This is a genomic window from Emticicia sp. GW821-FHT11C11, assembly GCF_058808615.1.
On the sequence record NZ_JBXARV010000001.1, the window covers coordinates 119,271 to 140,182 of the forward strand.

Here is a 20,912-nt window from a genome sequence, read left to right on the forward strand (position 1 = left end):
TTTTGCCCTCTTAACTCTCAAATTTATTTAAATAACCTTAATTTTAAAGAAAATTGTTCCTTAGGTACAAATAAATTCAGCCATATTTGTTTAAATGAGCAACCCTTTAAAGACATTATTTAAACGGTAGATAGTATAAAAAATGTATAAAGTATCTGCCCCGCAAAATTGCCGTTTTCTGAAATGAAAACAGAAGAAAACTTTATTTAATTTTTCAGAAGACAAAAACTGATAAAACCCTTTACATTGGCCTTATACCAATCCTAAACTTTTCGTTGGTACTACAATCAATATTTTAATCATAAAACTTAGAAATAATGAATAAAAGCATTAAAGTTATTCTTTTCGCGGTGGTTATTCTAGTAATAGCCTTTTTTGGTTATATGGCTTATACTAAAAGTAAAAGCCCAGCCGATACTGCCCGATTCGACCAGAACGGCTTGACAGTTCAGGTTGACTACTGCCAACCTTATAGGAAAGACCGGGTTATTTTCGGCCAGTTAGTGCCTTATGGTAAAGTATGGAGAACGGGCGCCAATGAAGCGACACTTTTCGAGGTAAAACAGGATGTAAAAATTGCAGACAAACCTTTAAAAGCAGGTACTTATACCCTATGGACGATTCCGGGTACTGACACCTGGACAATCGTGCTGAACGGGCAAACCGGACAGTGGGGTACGCAATATGACGAAACCAAAGATGTGCTGCGGGTAGATGTACCTGCGGGCAAAACAACAGAGACAGTTGAACAGTTGAAAATTGTCTTTGCACCGGCTGCAGGCGGTAGTGATATGGTTTTGCAATGGGAAAACACAGAAGTAAGAGTACCTGTGAGACTTTGACATAAATGCTTTGTTAGTCAGAAGAATTTCCGAACTTTACGGCATGGATTACATAGAATTAACACTGCAAATAGAGGCCGATTTTGTTGAAATTCTGATGGCAGAATTGGCGGAATTAGGTTTTGAATCGTTTGTTGAAACCGACGACGGGCTGGAAGCATATGTTCAGGAAGAGATTTTTGATGACATGGCTGTGAAGCAAATGCTTGAGAATTATGCCGGACGTGCGGCCATTTCTTATGAATTCAGAAAGATAGTCAGACAAAACTGGAACGAAGAGTGGGAGAAGAATTTTCAGCCCATTCAGATAGGCGAACAGATTTTTGTGAGGGCCGATTTCCACGACCCCAAACCGGATTTTCCTTACGAAATCATCATTACTCCGAAGATGTCGTTTGGTACCGGCCATCATGAAACTACCTCTATGGTGATGGAACATCAGCTTACTATTGCTCATACCGGCAAAAAAGTGCTGGATGTAGGCACCGGAACCGGTATTCTGTCAGTACTGGCATCTAAACTCGGCGCCAGCGATATCAGTGCCTTTGATATTGACGAATGGTCGGTAGAAAATACCCTTGAAAATATCAGATTGAATCACGTGGCCAATGTAAGTGTAAGACAAGGAACGATAGAAGATGAACCCCGGGATACTTACCAGATTATACTGGCCAATATCAATCGGAATATTCTGCTTAATCAGATACCGGCATATGTTAATTTTCTGGCTCCGGGAGGAGAACTGATTGTAAGCGGCTTTTATGAAAAAGATATAGCTGATATTCAAACAGTTGCCGAATCTGTCGGGCTAAAAAAAATAGCACAACTGAGCAAGAATAACTGGGCGGCCGTCGTTTTTAAATAGTAAATTTAAAAGGCGAAAATACTTCGCAGTTCTTTCTCCTATGCGGCATCTTTCTATTATCTTCTGTTGTGGTATTCTTTTGTCGTTTTCTGCAAAAGCACAATCAATCAGGTTGTCGGATAACCCACAAACCTTTATCAGCGAAATCAAGGCAGTGATGGGGGCAGATAAAAACGCCATTGCCATCGCCATGGGCGATAAATTCGAGTCGTACTGGACAAGCCGCTTCACTGACAAACAGAAGGCGGTATTGATGGGTACGACAAAGAAAATGGGACAGAAAGGCCATAAGATGGCGCAGTTTTATTATCTGTTCCTGATCATAGACAAAGTGATTGAACAGGAAAAATTTGATAATACCCGGCTTGATAATCTGCTTATTGTAGCGCAAAAGACAGTTGAACAATATGACCTGAAAACCGCCACCCGGATTTTTGAGTCTTTTAAGGACTTTCTTGAGAAACGAAGAATTTACGCATCAGGGTTTAATCGTTTGTATGCCCTGGGTGGTACTTTCGACTTTAAGTTTTTAGAGAAAAATCAGGAAAGCACAACCGCCTCACCAACTACTACCCCAGCAGAAGACCCGAAAGAAAAAGAAGATGATGGCTGGGGTGCATCAAATCTTGCAGAAACAACGGCCGCTGCCGGTAAGATCTGGGAAAACTTCGATAAAAAAACAATGCCGGTTTTAGGGGGAGTGGCTCTGGAACTCAATAATACAGACCTAATAATAGCTACTGCCAGCGATTCAGTTACGGTATCGAAGACTTCGGGTACAATCGCTTTAAAAGAAGGTACCTTTGTGGGTAAAGGAGGGAGCATCACATGGGAGAACCTCGGTATGCCACAAATAGTTGCAGTACTCGCCGACTATACCTTCGACATACGAAATCCGCGGTTTACGGCAGGAGAAGCAACACTTACATATACCGAGCGCCTTACTGCACCTATTAAAGGTGTACTTGAATTTAAGGGAGAAAAACGTGCCAAAAATATCCAGTCTACTTATCCGCGTTTCATGTCATATCAGAATGATGCCTTTATCAAGAATATTGATAAGAGCGTTGAGTACAAAGGCGGGTTTTCAATGATAGGCAAAAGGATTTTCTCCTCTTCGGTACAAAACAGCTATTCTTATATAACCGTAAAACAGGATGGAAAAGTAGCTTTCAAAACCAGCAGTACCCGTTTTGAAATCAATGATTCGTTCATCAATGCCCAGGTAGCCAGTTTCGTAACCTATATCGGACAAGACTCCATCTATCATCCGGCTATACGGCTTAATTATGTACCTGCGGACGGCCTCTTAAAGTTGAACAAAATAGAATCAGGCAGCTATAAGGATGCCTTGTTTCTCAATTCATACCATCAGTTGGGTATCAGATGTGATGCCATGCGGTGGAGTCTCGCCGAAGGAAAAATGGATTTCTACATTGTATCCGGCAGAACCCAGGTTCCGGCATTTTTTGAATCGCTCGATTTCTTTGACTCTCAGCGGTTAATAGGGCTTAGTGGAGGTGGCTCGTTTAATCCTTTGCTGGTAGCGTCTAATTTCGCGCAGAAAAACAATAAACCGACCTTCAGTGCGCATGAGGTTGCAGCTTACAATAATAACAGAGTATCTGCTCAGACCCTGAAGTCGGGTTTTGCATTGGCCGAGCAACATGGGTTTTTATTTTATAATCCTACCACCGACTTATATAATATCACTACTAAAGGGCAGCATTATGTGGCTGCCAATTTGGGCAAAAAGGATTTTGACGATTTCCTGATACCGTCTCTCTATGGCAGCAGCAAAGACTCTACTGCTAATGCTTCGCTCAATTTAACCGATAAAACTTTGGTAATCAGAGGGGTGAGACGTTTTAATCTGAGTGACTCATTGGGAGCCTTCGTGTTACCTTATGACGGCATTGTGAAAGTAAGCAAAAACAGAACGTTTTCCTTTAATGGTCAGCTGAAAGCTAAAAACTATCGTTTTTCGGGTAAAGACCTGGTTTTCGATTACGAAAAATACATGCTCACTTTGCCCAAAATAGATTCTATAACCTTTACACCACCGGATGTGTACGCTAAAGGTGGGCGGAAAGAAATAGGCGGTATGTTTAAATATGATAACCAGGGGGTGGTGTATCTAAATAAACCGGATAATAAATCAGGTAGGGTTTATTTGCCGCAGTATCCGATTCTTAAAATAGATAAAGGTGTTATTGTTTATTTTGATGAGGCTTCCCGGGGTAAAAAAGCGTATAACAGAGAGGTTCGCTTTGAGGTTCCGAAAATTGACTTTGATAGCCTGAATGTAAAATCGATGGAATTCAATGGTACTTTCTATTCGGGCAACATATTTAAGCCTTTTAAAGAAAAGTTATCGATTATGCCTGACACCACCATCGGTTTCTCCCACAAAGTGCCCGGCGGCAAATATCAGATATACGGCAACGAAACCTCGGTTAAGTTTGCTTCTGAGCTCGTAATGGATGGTAAGGGTTTACGTACCGTTGGAGACATCAACCATTTGGCAGCTACACTCACCTCTAATGAAATAAGCTTCTTTACTGATTCCTTAACCGCTAAAGGTAAACAGGGTAAGATAGTTGAAACCGCAAAACCCGGATCCTATTTCCCTAAAGTAGATGTTAACGATTACACATTGAAATGGATACCTAAAGCCGATTCAATGGTGATTGCCTCAAACATAGGCTTCGATTTTTATGAGGGTTCGTCCTCTTTAAAAGGTAAATTGCTGCTAAGAAAACCCGGCCTTTATGGTTTAGGCAAACTGATTCGTGCTGATTCTGAAACAGAATCAGAGCAGTTTAAATTTAATAAAGAAGGCTTTATTGCTGATAACTCACAATTTAAAATCAAGCCGACTGCGCCATCTTTAAAAGCAGTTTTATTGGCTAAAAATGTAGATGTTAATTTCAATATCAACACTAGCCTGGTAAACATTGTAAGTAATGAGGGCAGTAGCTTCAACGATACCACAAGACAGTCGTCGTTAGACTTCCCTTATGCGGCATACAAAACCAATATAAGCAGAGCTGACTGGAACATCAAGAAAAAGCAGATAAGCATGAAAGGCGATGTAGCCACGGCTGTGTTTGCCTCTACTAATCCGGCTCAGGAGGGTCTTGCTTTTAACGGAAGTTCGGCCGTATATGATATTGAGCAAATGACATTCAATATCGGTGGAGTGCCGTTTATTAAGTCGGCAGATGCAAGGATTATGCCTGATAAAGGCCAGGTGGCTATTCGCAGAGAAGCCGAAATGTTACCTTTCAAGAATGCCCGCTTGACTATTGATACATTGAATGGTTATCATAACCTGAGCAACGGTAATATCCAGATTCTATCTAAAAGCAAGTTTATTGGCGACGCTTCCTATCAGTTTGTGAATGTAAAAAAAGACACATTCAATATAAAAATGGGTGATTTTGAATCACGTGAAGTACGCTTAGCGGCAGGGCCTGATGGAAAGAAAACCAAAGAAAAGGGGTATTCAACATTTGCACATGCTACCGTGAAGGAGCGCGACAGTGTCTATTTATCGCCTAAAATTATTTATCAGGGCGAAATTTCCATGTCGGCTCCGGTCAAGAACCTCACAATGGATGGTTTCGTGTTGCCTGTATTGAAAAAATACCCCAAACTGGGCGGCTATTGGATTCCATATAAAGGCGATAAGTCAGAAGAAGTAACCATTACCGTTGATAAAAACCTGAAGAGCAACGAAGAACTGCTTTTTGCGGGTTTGCATTTCAGAACTACTACCTCAACAAACGGACTGTATCCAACTTTCTTGTCACCTAAAGAAACCGAAGAAGATCAGGATGTTTTTGTTAGTACCGGGGTATTACGGCGCGACGAACCCAATAAGTTATTCAGCATAAAACCTGATGACGAAAAAGCAAAGGCTATCAATAGATATGAACTGTTAGAAGATAAGGGCATAGTAAATCTGGAAGGTAAATTCAATCTGCTGAGTAAAGACCTGTCGCAATATATGCAGACATCGGGTTTTGGCAAATTACGACTCGATTCCGCCAGGCATTTGTTCAATACCATGATGCTGGTCAATTTCCCGGTTGCTCAGCCAGTATTAGCCAACATGTCAGGCAAAATTGTGAAAACTAATCTTGATTTAGGTGTTAACGAAGCAGCCATTGAGCTCAATTCGCCCGAGTTGATTTCTAAGATTACATATATTGTTGGCGACAAGGATATTGAGGATTATAAATTACGCTCAGCGAAAGAGTACGTGCCTTTATTTAAGTTTTCACCTAAGTTTATCAACACTGTTGTTTTCAGTGATTTACAACTGGCCTGGGAGCCTAAGCAAAATGCCTTCAGAAGTGTAGGGAAATTAGGTATTTCGAATATCGGAGAGACGGATATCAATGCCAAAGTTGATGGATACGTTGAGATCCGCAAAAACCCGGTTACTGGCGATGAGGTTTATATTTTCATAGAATTGTCTCCTGAGAGCTGGTATTACATGGGCTATAAAGAAAGTGAGATGGGAATTGTTTCTTCTGACGACTCTTTCAATGCGTTGGTAACTAAGGGCGAAAAGAAAAAAGACAAGGGGTATCAGGTTATTGGGGTTGATGTTTCTGAAGCGGTGCTGTTCAGAAAGTTATTTCTGGAAACCTACAGAGGTATAAAAGAACAACCTAAATTAAACAAGACCGACCCTAAAAAACTGGCAGAAGCACCTAAAGAGGCAACACAGAAAAAAGACGACAAGAAAAAAGAGGCAGAAAAAGAAGGATTTTAATAGGACAGGGGCTGGCAGCGAATAAATGTCGCCCCTTTTTGTATGGTTGAATAATTGAAAATAGGGGTGATTGTAACTCTTGTAGAAATCTGAAATAATCTCCGGTATTGAACTAAAACAATTGCAATCATGTTGCATATTTGTTCTATATTTGTATCAGGGTTTCGGTGATACAATTTCACACGGAGTATGCGAAAAATTTTCACTCATTATCATAATCTCAATAAAGTAGGTCTGTGGCTGTCTATACTATGCATGGTGCATTGTCTGGCTATGCCTTTTATACTTACATCCTTGCCATATCTGAGTAAAAATGCCATCAGCGAAAAATCAGAGTTTTTCTTGATTGGAATAAGCGCCGGCCTTGCCGTTTACTTATTAAAGAAAGATTATAAGAATCATCGGAATCTCCTGCCGCTTACCTTATTATGCTTTGCTTTGTTCTTCAATATTTCAGGAATCTTCTTTGTCTCTAATACCTACGAAACAGTTTTTAATGTAACAGGCGGTTTATTAATGGCCCTTGCTTATGGTTTGAACTGGTACTTTCACAAACGGGCCTGCCATAGCCACCAGCATTGATTGATAGTTTCTTCCCCGTCTCGTCATTTATACTTTTGTTTTAGCTATTATATCAATTGAATGATATTGCGTAGCTTCTGTTGCTATTTCAGAAAATGATACCAATGCGCATAAAAAAAGCCCTCACACAAGTGAGAGCCTTCTTATGATTATAAATCTTACTCTTTCCAGCGCCAGTCTTTACCGATAATCAGCTCATTTTTAAGATTCTGTTTAATCAGAAACTCTTTGGTTTCGTCGTCATTCATTTTCTTAACAGGCAGAGTTTCGGCATTGGCCAAAGCATACAGCATCATAGCTGTAAAGCGCACATTATTGTTAATTTGTTTTTTGTCGATCAGGTCGAAACTATCGCAATTGGCATGATAACAATTATAGGCTTTTATAGGAAAACTTCCTGATGGCGAACAAACCGGCACCCCTTGAATCATAAACGGCTGGTGATCAGAATGCAGACCAGCGGCATTCGGATTAGTATTGGTAAAGCTGGAATCAACTTTTCTGATTTTCTTACCTACTTCATCAAAGAATGCTCTTAGTTCCGGGCGCCCCATGGCGTTGAATCCACGGGCATTGTTAACCATATCCAGATTCATCATCAGTTGAATCTTATCCAGTTTTCCTTCGTCCTTATATTTCTTCACCAATGCCTTTGAGCCTAGCAAGCCTTGTTCTTCACCCATAAAAAGCACAAATTCTATAGTTCTTTTCGGTTTTAATTTCAAAGCCTGAAAAACCCTTGCTACATCCATAACAGTAAACGAGCCAATGCCGTTATCCATTGCTCCGGTAGCCAGATCCCACGAGTCCAGATGCCCTCCGATTACAATCTTATCATCTCTATGTTTTTTAGAACTCCCCGGTAGTGTAGCTACCACATTGCGGGCTTTGATAGGCCGGCTGAAATTCTGCATGTCAATCACTGCCAGCAGGTTGGGTTCCTCGCTAATCCATTTACGAATCGCTTTTCCGCTTTCTACTGAAATACAAACAGCCGGAATAGGAATCAGCGCTCCAGTAACAGAAGCCGTTCCGGTAAGCAATACGCCTCCCTCAACTGCATTGGCAATAATTACTCCCGCAGCGCCGTATTTAATAGCCAGTGCTGTTTTTTCTGAACGGTGCAGGTTTTTCTTGCCTTTGTTTTCCGGCAATTGAAGATTGATATTGAATAAGGCAATTTTACCTTTTACCTGGTCTTTCACTTTTTCAAAGTCAGACTCCACACCGTCGCCACAGTCTACAATTGGTCCTTTTAGGTGCGACGAAACCGGAGAGTGCGCCAACGCTACTACTTCTACGTCACGGAAGTTATCACTACCTTTAGGCACTATTGATAGGCTCACCGTATCTCTTGCCCATGATTCTACCTCAAACGGCATATACTTTACATCGGCAAATCCGTACTCTTTCAATAATTTGTAAGAAAAATCTTCAGCCTGTTTTCCATTAGGGCTTCCTGTAAGCCGGTGGCCAATGGAAGAGGTGGCCTCACCCAATGTTTCATAAGCACGACCCTTGGTCAGAACATCTTCGTTGATTCTGGTAAAAATTTCTTCCAACTCGTCTTTCGGTAAAGTAAAAGCTGAAAACAACGAGATGCTTATAATAACTGTCAGAAATAAAATTCTTTTGCTCATTTACCTGTAATTTTTTTTTAATTCATTTAGTTTAGACGCGTAATATTAGGTATAAAAATCGTATTTTTTTATTTGTCGAATAAAAAACCATTTTTTTACGTGTTATTAAAATGTACGCCGAAATCAAACCAGCGAATGATTAAATGTACAAACGAACACCTGCATTAAAAGACAAAATCGTATTAATTAATAGTAATCAATAAGTGAAACAATTACTTGTTTAACCGTATTTATTATAAAAACTGACATTAATAAAATGAGTAAAAGACAACAGATGGTACATGCCGGCATACCTACTCCGGTAGCGAAAACGAAACCTAAAGAACTATCCGTCCATGGACACACCCGTATAGATGATTATTATTGGCTTAATGAAAGAGAGAATCCGGAAGTAATTGACTACCTGAATGCTGAAAATGCCTATCTGGATCAGGTAATGGCTCCCGTTAAGGACTTTGAAGAAAAGCTTTTTCATGAAATGAAGGGCCGCATTCAGGAGCGTGATGAGTCTGTGCCCGTGAAAGACGGAAGTTATTTCTATTATGCACGTTATATAGAAGGAGGAGAATATCCGATTTATTGTCGGAAAAAAGAAAGCCTGGATGCACCGGAAGAAATTTTACTGGATGGAAATAAGCTGGGCAAAAACAAGAAGTATTTCAGCATAGGTGGCTACGAAATTACCGATAACGATGAGGTAATGGCCTACGGTGTTGATACCGTGAGCAGGCGTAATTATACGGTCAGGTTTAAAAATCTGAAAACAGGAAAATTGTATAAAGAGCAGATAAAGAATACCGAAGGAGGCAGCTATGCATGGGCAGCCGATAATAAAACATTCTTTTATATTCTGCGCGACCAGCAAACGTTGTTGGGGTATCAGGTATGGCGACATGAATTAGGGACTGACGTAAAAAAAGATGTCCTGGTATATGAAGAAACCGACGACCAGTTTTATATGGGGTTGTATAGAATGAAATCAAAAAAATACATTGCCATTAACTGTGATCATAACGGGGTTTCTACAGAGTATCGATTATTGGATGCTTCAAAACCAATGGAAGGTTTTAAAGTGTTTGCTGAGCGACAACACGGGCATGAATATGGTATTGAGCATTTCCATGATAAATTCTTTATCAAAACGAATCAGGAAAAGGCCCTCAATTTTAAATTGATGGAAGTAAAAGAAAATGAAGTAGCCGATAAAACAAAATGGGAAGAAGTAATACCACATAGAAAAGATGTTTTTCTGGAATCTATCGAAGTCTTTACAACATATTTGGTTCTTCAGGAAAGAAAAGAGGGTTTAATTCAATTACGGGTTATTAACCAGGTAACGCTTGGAGAACATTATATTGAATTTAGTGAACCCACCTATGATGCCTACATAGGTGCGAATCCGGACTTCAATACCAATATTCTACGTTATATATATACATCGCTCACTACTCCGGGTTCGACCTTCGACTATAACCTCGACACCAAAACCGGAGACCTGAAAAAGCAACAAGCGGTTTTAGGTGATTTTTCTAAAAACAATTATGCATCCGAGCGAGTTTATGTAACAGCAAGAGACGGAGCAAGGATACCACTCTCTATTGTATACAGAAAAGATACAAGATTAGACGGTACAGCTCCCTTGCTGCAATACTCGTACGGGTCTTATGGATACTCAACTGATGCCACTTTCAGTTCGGTGCGCCTAAGCCTGCTCGACAGGGGTTTTGTATACGCCATTGCACATATAAGAGGCGGACAGGAAATGGGGAGGGAATGGTATGACGAAGGTAAAATGTTTAAGAAAAAAAATACTTTCTTTGATTTTATCGATTGCTCTGAATACCTGATAGCCAATAAGTATGCCAGCCCAGATAAACTGTTTGCTATGGGTGGAAGTGCCGGAGGTTTATTGATGGGTGCCATCATTAATATTAAACCGGAATTATATAAAGGCATAGTTGCGGCGGTACCGTTTGTAGATGTTGTAACTACTATGCTTGATGAGAGCATACCATTAACCACCGGAGAATTTGAAGAGTGGGGGAACCCTAAGAACAGAAGTTCTTATGAGTACATGCTCTCGTATTCACCATACGATAACATTGAGAAAAAGGATTACCCTAACATGCTTGTAACAACGGGGCTACACGATTCGCAGGTGCAATATTTTGAGCCTGCCAAGTGGGTGGCAAGGTTACGTACACTCAAAACAGACAGCAATATACTGCTGTTGTATATTGACATGGAAGCAGGGCATGGAGGAGCGTCCGGTCGTTTTGCTTCAATAAGGTTAATTGCTAAAGAATATGCGTTTCTGATAGATATGGCAGGTATTTTATCTTAAAACATTTATATACTTTTTTAGTTTGTATTTTAACAATATAAAATAAGGTAATGAATAGGCGATTTTACCAATTAATCACATTTTCGAAAAAAAGGAGCTTATTTTTTAGAAATTTCTAACATTTTGTTTTTTATTTGCCAGCATATTCCGAACAGATTGTGACCTGATATATTATTTAGTCCAATTTTTTATAACAGTTTTATTTAGATTAAACAAAAAAAATTCCCCAACATGAAGAAGGCAATACTATTATTTGCGGCGTTATTCGTCTTTACACTGACAACGCAAGCCCAAGACACCTGTAAAGTTTGCAAACCATATAAATGGGAAGCTGGTCTCCTGGTCGGAGTTAACCAAAGCTACGGCGATTTGCAATATGATGCATCTTATCTTTCACAAAACCGCCCGATGGTTGGTGCATTTGTACGCAGACACCTCGGTAACTATTTTGCTCTGAGAGGTCAGGTATTTTTTGGTGGTTTAGCCGGAAACGATTTGGACCAACCAGACGGCAGATGGGATTACCGCCGTTTGAAATCTACTTCTCCATTAACAGAAGCCGCTTTACTTGCTGAAATTTATCCTTTCGGAGAGCGTAAATACTTCTGCGATGGTGTTTTTAAGAAAAACTTCACACCTTATATCTTCGGTGGAATCGGTGGAGCTTTTACTAATCCTACAGTAACAGTTCAACCTGGTGCTACTGCGCCTCCGCTTCAGGCATGGATGGACGAAGACAAAGCCAATCTTAAAAAGGCGGCGTTTACAATTCCATTCGGTATTGGTGCAAAATATAATGTTGCTGAAAGATGGACACTTGGTCTTGAAATCGGATACCGTTATGCATTCTCTGATTATCTGGACGGAACGAGCCGGGCAACAACCAGCCTTGTGACCAACAAACCATATAATGACGGATATGCCGTAGGAAATATATTGGTTTCGTATCGCTTCGGTGATAAAGATACTGACAAGGATGGTGTAGTAGACCGTTGCGACGCCTGTGTGAATGAAAAAGGTTTGCGTAAATTCCAGGGATGTCCTGATACTGACGGTGACGGTATTCCTGATAAAGATGATGCTTGTCCTACTCAGGCCGGCCCAATCGCACTACAAGGTTGCCCTGATACAGATGGTGATGGTATAGCTGACAAAGATGACGCATGTCCTACTATAGCGGGTCTTGCATCTTTGCAAGGTTGTCCTGACAGAGATAAAGATGGTGTAGCTGATAAAGACGATGCTTGTCCGGATGTTCCTGGCTTGAAAGCATTAAGAGGCTGTCCTGATACAGATGGTGACGGTATAACCGATAAAGATGATGCTTGTCCTAACGAAGCTGGACCTGCTTCTTTGAACGGATGTCCTGACTCAGACGGTGATGGTATACCTGATAAAGATGATGCTTGTCCAAGAGTAGCTGGTGTTGCTTCTGCCAACGGATGCCCTGACCGCGATGGTGACGGTGTAGCTGACGACAAAGACAAATGCCCTGATTTGGCTGGTTTGAAATCTAACGATGGTTGCCCTGAAGGTTACGTAAACGGCCTGGCTCCGGGTTACAGAACATTGAGCGGTTGTACAATTTCTAAAGAAGAGTTGGATGAACTTAGCTTAGCAGCTCAGGGAATCGAATTCTACAGCGGTACAAATAAACTGAAACCGACATCATACAAAAAACTGGATCGCGTTTGTACTTTACTACAAAGATGTCCTGATAGCATGCTGGCCGTAGTAGCATACAACGATGGTCCTAGCACTGCAGCTAATCTTCGTGCAGCTAAATTACGTGCCTGTGCAGTATATGCTTACTTCTTGAGAAAGAAATGTATCAGCAAAGCCCGTATGACTTACGAAGGTAGAGGTGATGAAGATCCGTCTACTCCATATACGAATGCAGATGGTAAGAAAACCAACACTCGTATTGAGTTCCAGTTGAGATAATACCGAAGTAATTCTTAAATAAATAAACCCCGGATACGCACAATGTGTATCCGGGGTTTTGTTTTTACTCCTGATAAGATAGAAGACTGTAAATAAACTTAAATATCGACGAAACGCCAGAAGGTATTTGGTTATCTGTAACAATCCCAACTATTGATGATTGTCTTTTTACTTCAATAGTTCAAATCCAATGGGAGCCACTTCTTCTGCAGTATTAGATAATACTACTATACCCGTTTTATTGGTTTTATCAAAAGCAACGAACGTTCTGAATCCCCCTGTTCCTCCTGAATGCTGAAAGATAGTTTTATTTTTGATTTTACTTATGTGCCAGCCTAAACCAATCCTATTCTGACCTTTCTCAAAAGTTATCTGATGGGTCAAATCTATGGCTTTTTGCAGGTTGTCAGGGGCTTTGTCTATATTTGCATTGAGATATTTAATCAGGTCATTAACCGTAGAGCGTATACCTCCTGCCCCTGCAAGGGTGTTTAAATCCCAGGCAGAAGTAGCCTCTCCTTTTTCGTTATAGCCCTGTGCAAAATTGGCGGCGTATTCGGCAGGAATGGTAACAAAAGTATGCTTCATTTTCAAAGGAGTGGTTATGCATGTAGCAAGCAGTTGTTCATATGACCTACCATTCTGTAGGGTTATTACAGTCCCCAACAAGCCAACCGCAAAATTGGAATACTCATAGTTGATACCTACTTCACGATACGGCCTGAAATTTTTCAGATAAGCAAGCATGCGTGGCATATCGTAATTTTTATATGGATTGTCGGCCGGGTCACCTTTTTTATAAAGGTTGATTGGCAGACGGGGAAACCCCGAACTATGATTAGACAAGGTTTTAAGTGTAATAGGAACATCTTTATAAGCCATATTTGGAATAGAGTCGGGCAGGTATTTGCTGATAGGGTCATTAAGAGACATGCTGCCTTTGATTACTTCATCGGCCAGTAGAACCGCAGTAAAAGTTTTGCTGATTGAGCCGATTTCAAATAGAGTTTTATCAGGGTCAGGCAATTGATGCTTGCCTTTCTCGGTTTCGCCGTAGTTATAGAAGTATACTTTTCTGTCTTTAATGATTGCCACAGCTATGCCGGCAGTATGTTTTAACTGAATGTATGGCCTTATGAGACTATCAACGCGCAAGTCAAGAACAGATTTCATGGGGTTGTCGGTTGCCACCTGATAATCCTTTTTGGGTTTGTCGCCCGTATATGGTTGGAAAAGGAGCGTAGTGATTTTGTCGGATTGGTCTAATCCTATATAAATATTCTGATTAGCTTTTTCAAAAACGCCTTTATAATAGGCAACCCCATCGACATTTTTCTGAAATACCGACGATTGCCATAAACCCAATTCGTTATTCAGCTGAGTAATTACTCTTTTTATTTCGGTTTCAGGTACCTGTTTCCGGAATGACTCACCGGTGTACTCGTAAATTTTAGTAGAATTTTTTTCATTGAAAGCTTTCTGAAGCAACAACCGTACAGAGTCAATTTTACTTTGATTAGATTGTGCAAAAGCTGTATAAGACAGCATAATAAGGAAGAGTGTTTTTTTCATAGAGTATGTGTTTATACCTTAAATTTCGGATAGTATCAGTACATCTCAAAGTAAAACTTTACATTAGGCTATTGTATTTTAATGTGAAATCCGGTTTTTTTGTTGTAAGAAACTAAAACCACAAATTTTATCGTTATTCTTGTATAAAATTTCAAATCAATTTCTACAAATGAATAAAAAGTTATTGTTGGCTACCCTTGGGCTATTCTTTAGTTTATCAACCTTCGCCCAACACGCTTCTTCTGCTACCGGGATTAAATTTGAAGAGAAAGCTTCGTGGAAAGAAATAATTAAAAAAGCTAAAGCAGAGAAAAAACTTATTTTTATGGATGCCTACACAACCTGGTGTGGTCCGTGTAAGGCGCTTCAGGTGAAAGTGTTTCCTGATAAGGAATTGGGAGAATTCTTCAATCAGAACTTTGTGAATGTAGCGGTTGATATGGAAGAAGGTGAGGGTGTGAGGCTATCAAGCATTTATGAAGTACAGGGGTATCCGACCTTATTCTTTATTGACCCTAATAACGGGAAAGTAGTACAATCAGTTTTAGGATATACCGAAGCAAATCAGTTGCTTAACACTGCAAAACGTACCACTGCAAAAAAGAAAGTATAATAGAATTGCCAGCCATTGGCGAAGCATATAATTGTAATCAAAAAAGAGTAGCACGAGTGAGTGCTACTCTTTTTTGATTGATGCCCAATCTGATATTATTTTCTCTCTAGCAAGGCCATATAGAAGCCATCGTAGCCGTCTTTGGCAGGAGACGTGCGTTGTTCGTTTATAAGCACAAAATCTGTATTGGAAGTGAGAAACTTCTTTACCTGCTCTTCACTTTCAGAGGGTAAAATGCTACAGGTAGCATAGACCATCTTTCCGCCATGTTTCAGCATTTTTGAATAATTACTGATGATTTCGTTTTGGGTTTTTCTGATATTTTCCAGAAACTCAGGTTTCAGCTTCCACTTGGCATCAGGATTTCTTCTTAAAACTCCGAGTCCTGAACATGGCACATCGAGTAGAAGTCTGTCCGCACTTTCTTTCAGTCTTTTAATGGTCTTTGTTTCTATCAGTTTTGTCTCCACATTGCCAATGCCGTTGCGACGGGCGCGTCTTTGCAATTCCTGCAGTTTGTAGTCTTCCACGTCCATAGCAATAATGCGGCCTTTATTTCCCATTAGTGTTGCCAGGTGTAGTGTTTTACCTCCGGCGCCTGCGCAGGCGTCTATTACCCGCATGCCCGGTTTTACGTCAAGAAAAGGTGCTATCAGCTGGCTTCCGGCATCCTGCACTTCAAAAAGCCCGTTTTTAAAAGCCTCAGTCGAAAAAACATTGGCTCGTTTTTTCAAGACCAATGCCGCATCAGCATCTGGAAGCGTTTCGGTTTCAATGCCGGCTTCGTTGAGCTTTTTTCGTAACCCGGCTACGTCGGTTTTAAGCGTATTGGTACGCAATACCACCGGTGCCTGATGATTCATGGCTTGCAGTTCGGCATTCCATTGGGCACCTAATTCTTTTTCTCCGATTTCGTCAATCCAGTCCGGTACCGATTCTTTTATCTTTCTGGTTTGTTGCGCTTCTTCATAGCGTGCCGTAATTGTTTTCGGATTCAGCCCGGCCAATTCCTGCCAGTCGGGTAGTTTATCTCCCTGCAATATACGCCAGGCACCGAATATCTGCCAGAACCGGGCAGTTTCAGTAACCTGTGTGCCGGAGAGTTGCGTTACAAATTCCAGCAACCGCCACCACCGCACAATTTCATAAGTATTCTCTGCAATGAAAGCTCTGTCTCGGCTACCCCATTTTTTATTCGATTTCAGTACGTATTCAATTACTTTGTCGGCTTGACGGTTTTCTATAAAAATCTGTTGCAGCGCATACACAATGGCTTCGACCAATACTCTATGGTATTTCATTTGTTCAATATCTATGATAAGAAAAAGTACAAAGGTCAGGCTTTTTTATCGGATGAGGAAATAGGAAAGTGGTTTTTTCGTAGACATTCATTCCCCGGATAAATTCGAGGTCTAATTAAACAAAGGAATACTTCTCATAAGAATACCGACTTAAGGCAGCGTTCATAAACTAAAAACGTTTGTTTACATAGCCAGTGAATTTATTCACTGAAATGTAGATAATGGGGAATAGCTGAAAATCAGGCGGATAAATAAAATTTATAAATAATACAAACATTTCTACAATAAGAATTTGTTATTTCAGTTTATATTATATAACTTCGCACCCTATTTAGCGATACTCTCTTTAAAAACGCTTATCATTCATGAGGTTTTTGTCCGATACACAACTTGTTTCACGTAGGGCAGTTGCACAGGGGCAATTATTTTCTTCACTACGAAATATATATTTTCAGCTGGTTTTATAGGCGTAAGTACCTTACTCTCAGGAGTCTGTCATAGCTTGTTGCTCGTATGAAACAGTATGTAGTTAAAAAAATTATAAACTTAAAACTTTCAAAGCCTTGAGTCTTACTGTAACCGGTAGAAAAAGTTTTGCAACTGTTTTCCCTGCCATAGATTATCCTGATTTTCTGGATGTGCAGGTAAGATCGTTTCAGGATTTCTTCCAGATTGACACACCAGCCGAAAGCCGCAAAAAAGAAGGGCTTTACAATGTGTTTGCTGAAAACTTCCCAATCGCCGATTCACGCGAGAACTACGTATTGGAGTTTGTTGATTATACCATCGACCCACCGAAGTATTCGGTAGATGAGTGTATCGACAGAGGTCTTACTTACGCAGTACCTTTAAAAGCGAAATTACGTTTGATTTGTAATGACGCCGACAACGAGGATTTCGAGACAATCGAGCAGGAAGTATTCCTGGGCAATATTCCTTATATGAACGAAAGAGGCTCTTTCGTTATCAATGGTGCCGAGCGCGTAATCGTATCTCAGTTGCACCGTTCTCCGGGTGTATTCTTCTCTATGAGCAAGCATACCAACGGAACCAAGCTATACTCTGCCCGTGTGATTCCGATGAAGGGTTCATGGATAGAGTTCTCTACTGACGTGAACAACGTCATGTATGCGTACATTGACCGTAAGAAAAAATTCCCTGTAACTACACTTCTTCGCGCCATTGGTTTTGGCTCTGACAAAGAGATCCTGAACCTGTTTGGTCTTTCAGAAGAGATTCCTGGTACAAAAGAAGCCTTAACCAAAGCTATCGGCCGCCGCCTTGCTGCGCGCGTGTTGAGAACCTGGACAGAAGACTTCGTAGACGAGGATACAGGTGAGGTAGTTTCAATCGACCGTAACGAGGTGATCTTAGAGCGTGACTCTATTATTTCTGAAGGTGATATTGACATCATCTTAAGTACTGAGCAAAAGTCGGTTATCTTGCACCGCGAAGACGCCAACGTTTCAGAATTTAACATTATCTATAATACGTTACAACGTGATAGCTCAAACTCTGAAAAAGAGGCCGTTGAGCAAATCTATCGCCAGTTGCGTAACACCGAAGCGCCTGATGAGGCAACTGCCCGTGAGATTATCCAGGGCTTGTTCTTCTCTGACAAACGTTATGATTTAGGAGAAGTAGGTCGCTACCGTGTAAACACTAAATTGAACTTGACTACTCCTTTGGAGACAGGTGTATTAACAACTGAAGACATTGTTGAGATTGTTAAGTTCCTGATCAGCCTTATTAACTCTAAGGCGGTAGTCGATGATATAGATCACTTATCGAATCGTCGTGTGCGTACAGTAGGCGAGCAGCTTTATGCCCAGTTTGGTGTAGGTTTGGCTCGTATGGCACGTACCATCAAAGAACGTATGAACGTTCGTGATAACGAAGATTTCAAACCGGTTGATCTGATTAATGCCCGTACACTTTCGTCGGTTATTAACTCATTCTTCGGTACCAACCAGCTTTCACAATTCATGGACCAGACCAACCCATTGGCCGAGATTACGCACAAACGTCGTATGTCTGCCTTAGGACCAGGAGGTTTGAGCCGTGAGCGTGCCGGTTTCGAGGTTCGTGACGTACACTATACCCACTATGGCCGTTTGTGTACCATTGAAACACCCGAGGGTCCGAACATCGGTCTGATTTCGTCGCTTTGTACCTATGCCAAAATCAACAGTATGGGCTTCATTGAAACCCCTTACCTGAAAATTGAAAATGGTAAACTAACCAGCGAACTGATTTATCTGACAGCCGAGGAAGAAGATGGTAAAAACATTGCCATGGCAACGGCCGATGTAGACAAAGGTGGTAACTTCCTGGTAGATACTTTGAAATGTCGTTACGAAGGGGACTTCCCGATGAAAACGCCGGATTCAATCGACTACATGGATATTGCCTCTAATCAGATTGTATCGGTAGCTGCATCGTTGATTCCTTTCATTGAGCATGATGACGCCAACCGTGCCCTGATGGGTTCAAACATGCAACGTCAGGCCGTACCATTGTTACGTCCTGAAGCTCCGATTGTAGGTACAGGTCTGGAAGGCCGTCTGGCTCGTGACTCACGTACTTTAGTAGTGGCAGAAGAAGATGGGGTGATTGAATTTGTTGATGCCAACTTAATTAAAGTTCGTTATAACTGGACCAAAGAACAGAATCTGGTTAGCTTCGATACAAACCTTACTACATACGATCTGATTAAGCATCGTCGTACCAACCAGGATACCTGTATCAACATCCGTCCGATTGTATTGAAAGGTCAGGAAGTGAAAAAAGGACAGATTCTGGTTGAAGGATATGCTACTCAGGGCGGTGAACTTGCACTGGGACGTAACCTGTTGGTTGCTTTCATGCCTTGGCAAGGGTATAACTTTGAGGATGCCATCGTAATCTCTGAAAGAGTGGTACGTGAAGATATTTTCACTTCTATCCATATTGAAGAATATGAACTTGAAGTGCGCGATACCAAACGTGGAGAAGAAGAGTTAACGGCTGAGATTCCGAACGTTTCGGAAGAAACCGTTAAAAACCTTGACGAAAACGGTATTGTGCGTATCGGTACCAGAGTAAAGGAAGGAGATATTCTGATTGGTAAGATTACACCAAAAGGTGAGTCAGACCCAACACCGGAAGAAAAACTATTGCGCGCTATCTTTGGTGACAAAGCCGGTGACGTGAAAGATGCTTCGAAAAAAGCGCCGCCATCAATGGACGGTGTGATTATCGATACAAAATTATTCTCGCGCCCAAGTAAAGAAGAGCGTTCGAAACACAAAGAAGAATTGAAAGCCTTGATGAAAAAACATAGCAAGGCATTGCTTGAACTGCGTGAAAGAATGTTGGATAAAATCGTAGAATTGCTTGATGGCAAAACTACGGCGGGTGTAAAACATAAATTCGGTGATGAGCTGATATCGAAGGGTGTGAAATTCAATCGTTCGAATATTGCCAATAACTTGTTCCCGGATAAAAATAACTACGTGGATGAAAGCCAGTACAACGTACCTGAAGAAGTAAACCTTTTGGGTGATGTGATTCTGGATGGTTGGACAGAAGACCTTGATATGAACAGACTGATAGTTGCGCTTTGCAAAAACTACCTGGCACGTCGTAGTGAGGTAATCGGCCGATTCAAACGTGAAAGATTCGTATTAGAAGTAGGAGACGAGCTACCTGCAGGTATCGTGAAACTTGCCAAAGTTTATATTGCCAAGAAGCGTAAGCTGAAAGTGGGTGATAAAATGGCTGGTCGCCACGGAAACAAAGGGGTTGTTGCCAGAATTGTACGTGACGAAGATATGCCATTCCTTGCTGACGGAACAACGATGGACATCGTGTTGAATCCACTGGGGGTACCTTCTCGTATGAACATCGGTCAGCTGTATGAAGTTGTATTGGGTCTGGCGGGTCGTAAGTTAGGTCGTAAATATGCTACGCCAATCTTTGACGGTGCCACCGAACAACAGGTATCAGCAGAGTTGGCAGAAGCAGAATTACCACCATTCGGACGTTCTCAGTTGTATAACGGATTGTCAGGTGAGCCATTTGACCAGAAAGTTACGGTGGGTATCATGTATATGATGAAACTGGGTCACTTGGTTGATGATAAAATGCACGCCCGTTCTATCGGACCATACTCTCTTATTACACAACAACCATTGGGTGGTAAAGCACAATTCGGTGGTCAGCGTTTCGGAGAGATGGAGGTGTGGGCACTAGAGGCCTTCGGTGCATCTCATATTCTGCAAGAGATATTGACTGTTAAGTCTGACGACGTGGTGGGCCGTGCGAAAGCGTACGAGGCTATCGTAAAAGGTGAAAACCTTCCGAAAGCTAACATCCCTGAGTCATTCAACGTATTAGTACACGAGTTGAGAGGCTTGGCACTAGAGATTACCTTGCAATAAGC

The 20,912-nt window shown here is 41.1% G+C and carries 11 protein-coding genes; 8 read left to right on the top strand and 3 right to left on the bottom strand.

The features are described 5' to 3' along the window. Positions 1–317: 317 nt before the first annotated feature. From AC1RRY_RS00495 to AC1RRY_RS00510, 4 genes are all read left to right on the top strand, one after another. Positions 318–842 (top strand): DUF2911 domain-containing protein, encoded by a 525-nt coding sequence (locus AC1RRY_RS00495; RefSeq protein ID WP_492819062.1) that lies wholly within the window; start codon positions 318–320, stop codon positions 840–842. Between the two features lie 43 nt (positions 843–885). After that, a complete protein-coding gene (gene prmA, locus AC1RRY_RS00500) occupies positions 886–1,707 on the top strand; it encodes a 50S ribosomal protein L11 methyltransferase (protein ID WP_492819061.1) in 822 nt (273 codons plus the stop codon). A 40-nt stretch (positions 1,708–1,747) separates the two neighbouring features. Beyond that, positions 1,748–6,493, top strand: coding sequence for a hypothetical protein (locus AC1RRY_RS00505; RefSeq protein ID WP_492819059.1), 4,746 nt, complete (start codon positions 1,748–1,750; stop codon positions 6,491–6,493). A gap of 189 nt (positions 6,494–6,682) precedes the next feature. Next, positions 6,683–7,075 carry a MerC domain-containing protein gene (locus AC1RRY_RS00510; protein WP_492819057.1) on the top strand — a complete coding sequence of 131 codons (393 nt, stop codon included), beginning with the start codon at positions 6,683–6,685 and terminating at the stop codon, positions 7,073–7,075. Between the two features lie 158 nt (positions 7,076–7,233). Here AC1RRY_RS00510 and AC1RRY_RS00515 read toward each other — a convergent pair whose 3' ends face one another. Beyond that, the gene (locus AC1RRY_RS00515; RefSeq protein WP_492819055.1) at positions 7,234–8,715 is read right to left on the bottom strand and encodes a M28 family peptidase; all 1,482 of its coding nucleotides are present in this window, start codon (positions 8,713–8,715) and stop codon (positions 7,234–7,236) included. Positions 8,716–8,971: 256 nt separating this feature from the next. Between AC1RRY_RS00515 and AC1RRY_RS00520 the strand changes: the two genes are divergently transcribed. Together AC1RRY_RS00520 and AC1RRY_RS00525 are read left to right on the top strand one after the other, a co-directional pair. Further along, the gene (locus AC1RRY_RS00520) at positions 8,972–11,059 is read left to right on the top strand and encodes a S9 family peptidase (protein ID WP_492819053.1); all 2,088 of its coding nucleotides are present in this window, start codon (positions 8,972–8,974) and stop codon (positions 11,057–11,059) included. A 231-nt stretch (positions 11,060–11,290) separates the two neighbouring features. After that, positions 11,291–13,003 carry a DUF6089 family protein gene (locus AC1RRY_RS00525; RefSeq protein ID WP_492819051.1) on the top strand — a complete coding sequence of 571 codons (1,713 nt, stop codon included), beginning with the start codon at positions 11,291–11,293 and terminating at the stop codon, positions 13,001–13,003. A gap of 168 nt (positions 13,004–13,171) precedes the next feature. Here the strand turns inward: AC1RRY_RS00525 and AC1RRY_RS00530 are convergent, their stop codons facing one another. Next, entirely contained in the window at positions 13,172–14,575 is a 1,404-nt protein-coding gene (locus AC1RRY_RS00530) for a serine hydrolase domain-containing protein (RefSeq protein ID WP_492819050.1), read from the bottom strand. Positions 14,576–14,744: 169 nt separating this feature from the next. Between AC1RRY_RS00530 and AC1RRY_RS00535 the strand changes: the two genes are divergently transcribed. Continuing rightward, positions 14,745–15,188: a thioredoxin family protein gene (locus tag AC1RRY_RS00535; protein WP_492819048.1), complete on the top strand. Its 444-nt coding sequence runs from the start codon at positions 14,745–14,747 to the stop codon at positions 15,186–15,188. Between the two features lie 95 nt (positions 15,189–15,283). Here AC1RRY_RS00535 and AC1RRY_RS00540 read toward each other — a convergent pair whose 3' ends face one another. Continuing rightward, positions 15,284–16,489 carry an RsmB/NOP family class I SAM-dependent RNA methyltransferase gene (locus AC1RRY_RS00540; RefSeq protein ID WP_492819046.1) on the bottom strand — a complete coding sequence of 402 codons (1,206 nt, stop codon included), beginning with the start codon at positions 16,487–16,489 and terminating at the stop codon, positions 15,284–15,286. Between the two features lie 563 nt (positions 16,490–17,052). Between AC1RRY_RS00540 and rpoB the strand changes: the two genes are divergently transcribed. Beyond that, positions 17,053–20,910, top strand: a complete 3,858-nt coding sequence (gene rpoB / locus AC1RRY_RS00545) for a DNA-directed RNA polymerase subunit beta (RefSeq protein ID WP_492819044.1) — start codon at positions 17,053–17,055, stop codon at positions 20,908–20,910. The last annotated feature ends 2 nt before the right edge of the window (positions 20,911–20,912 follow it).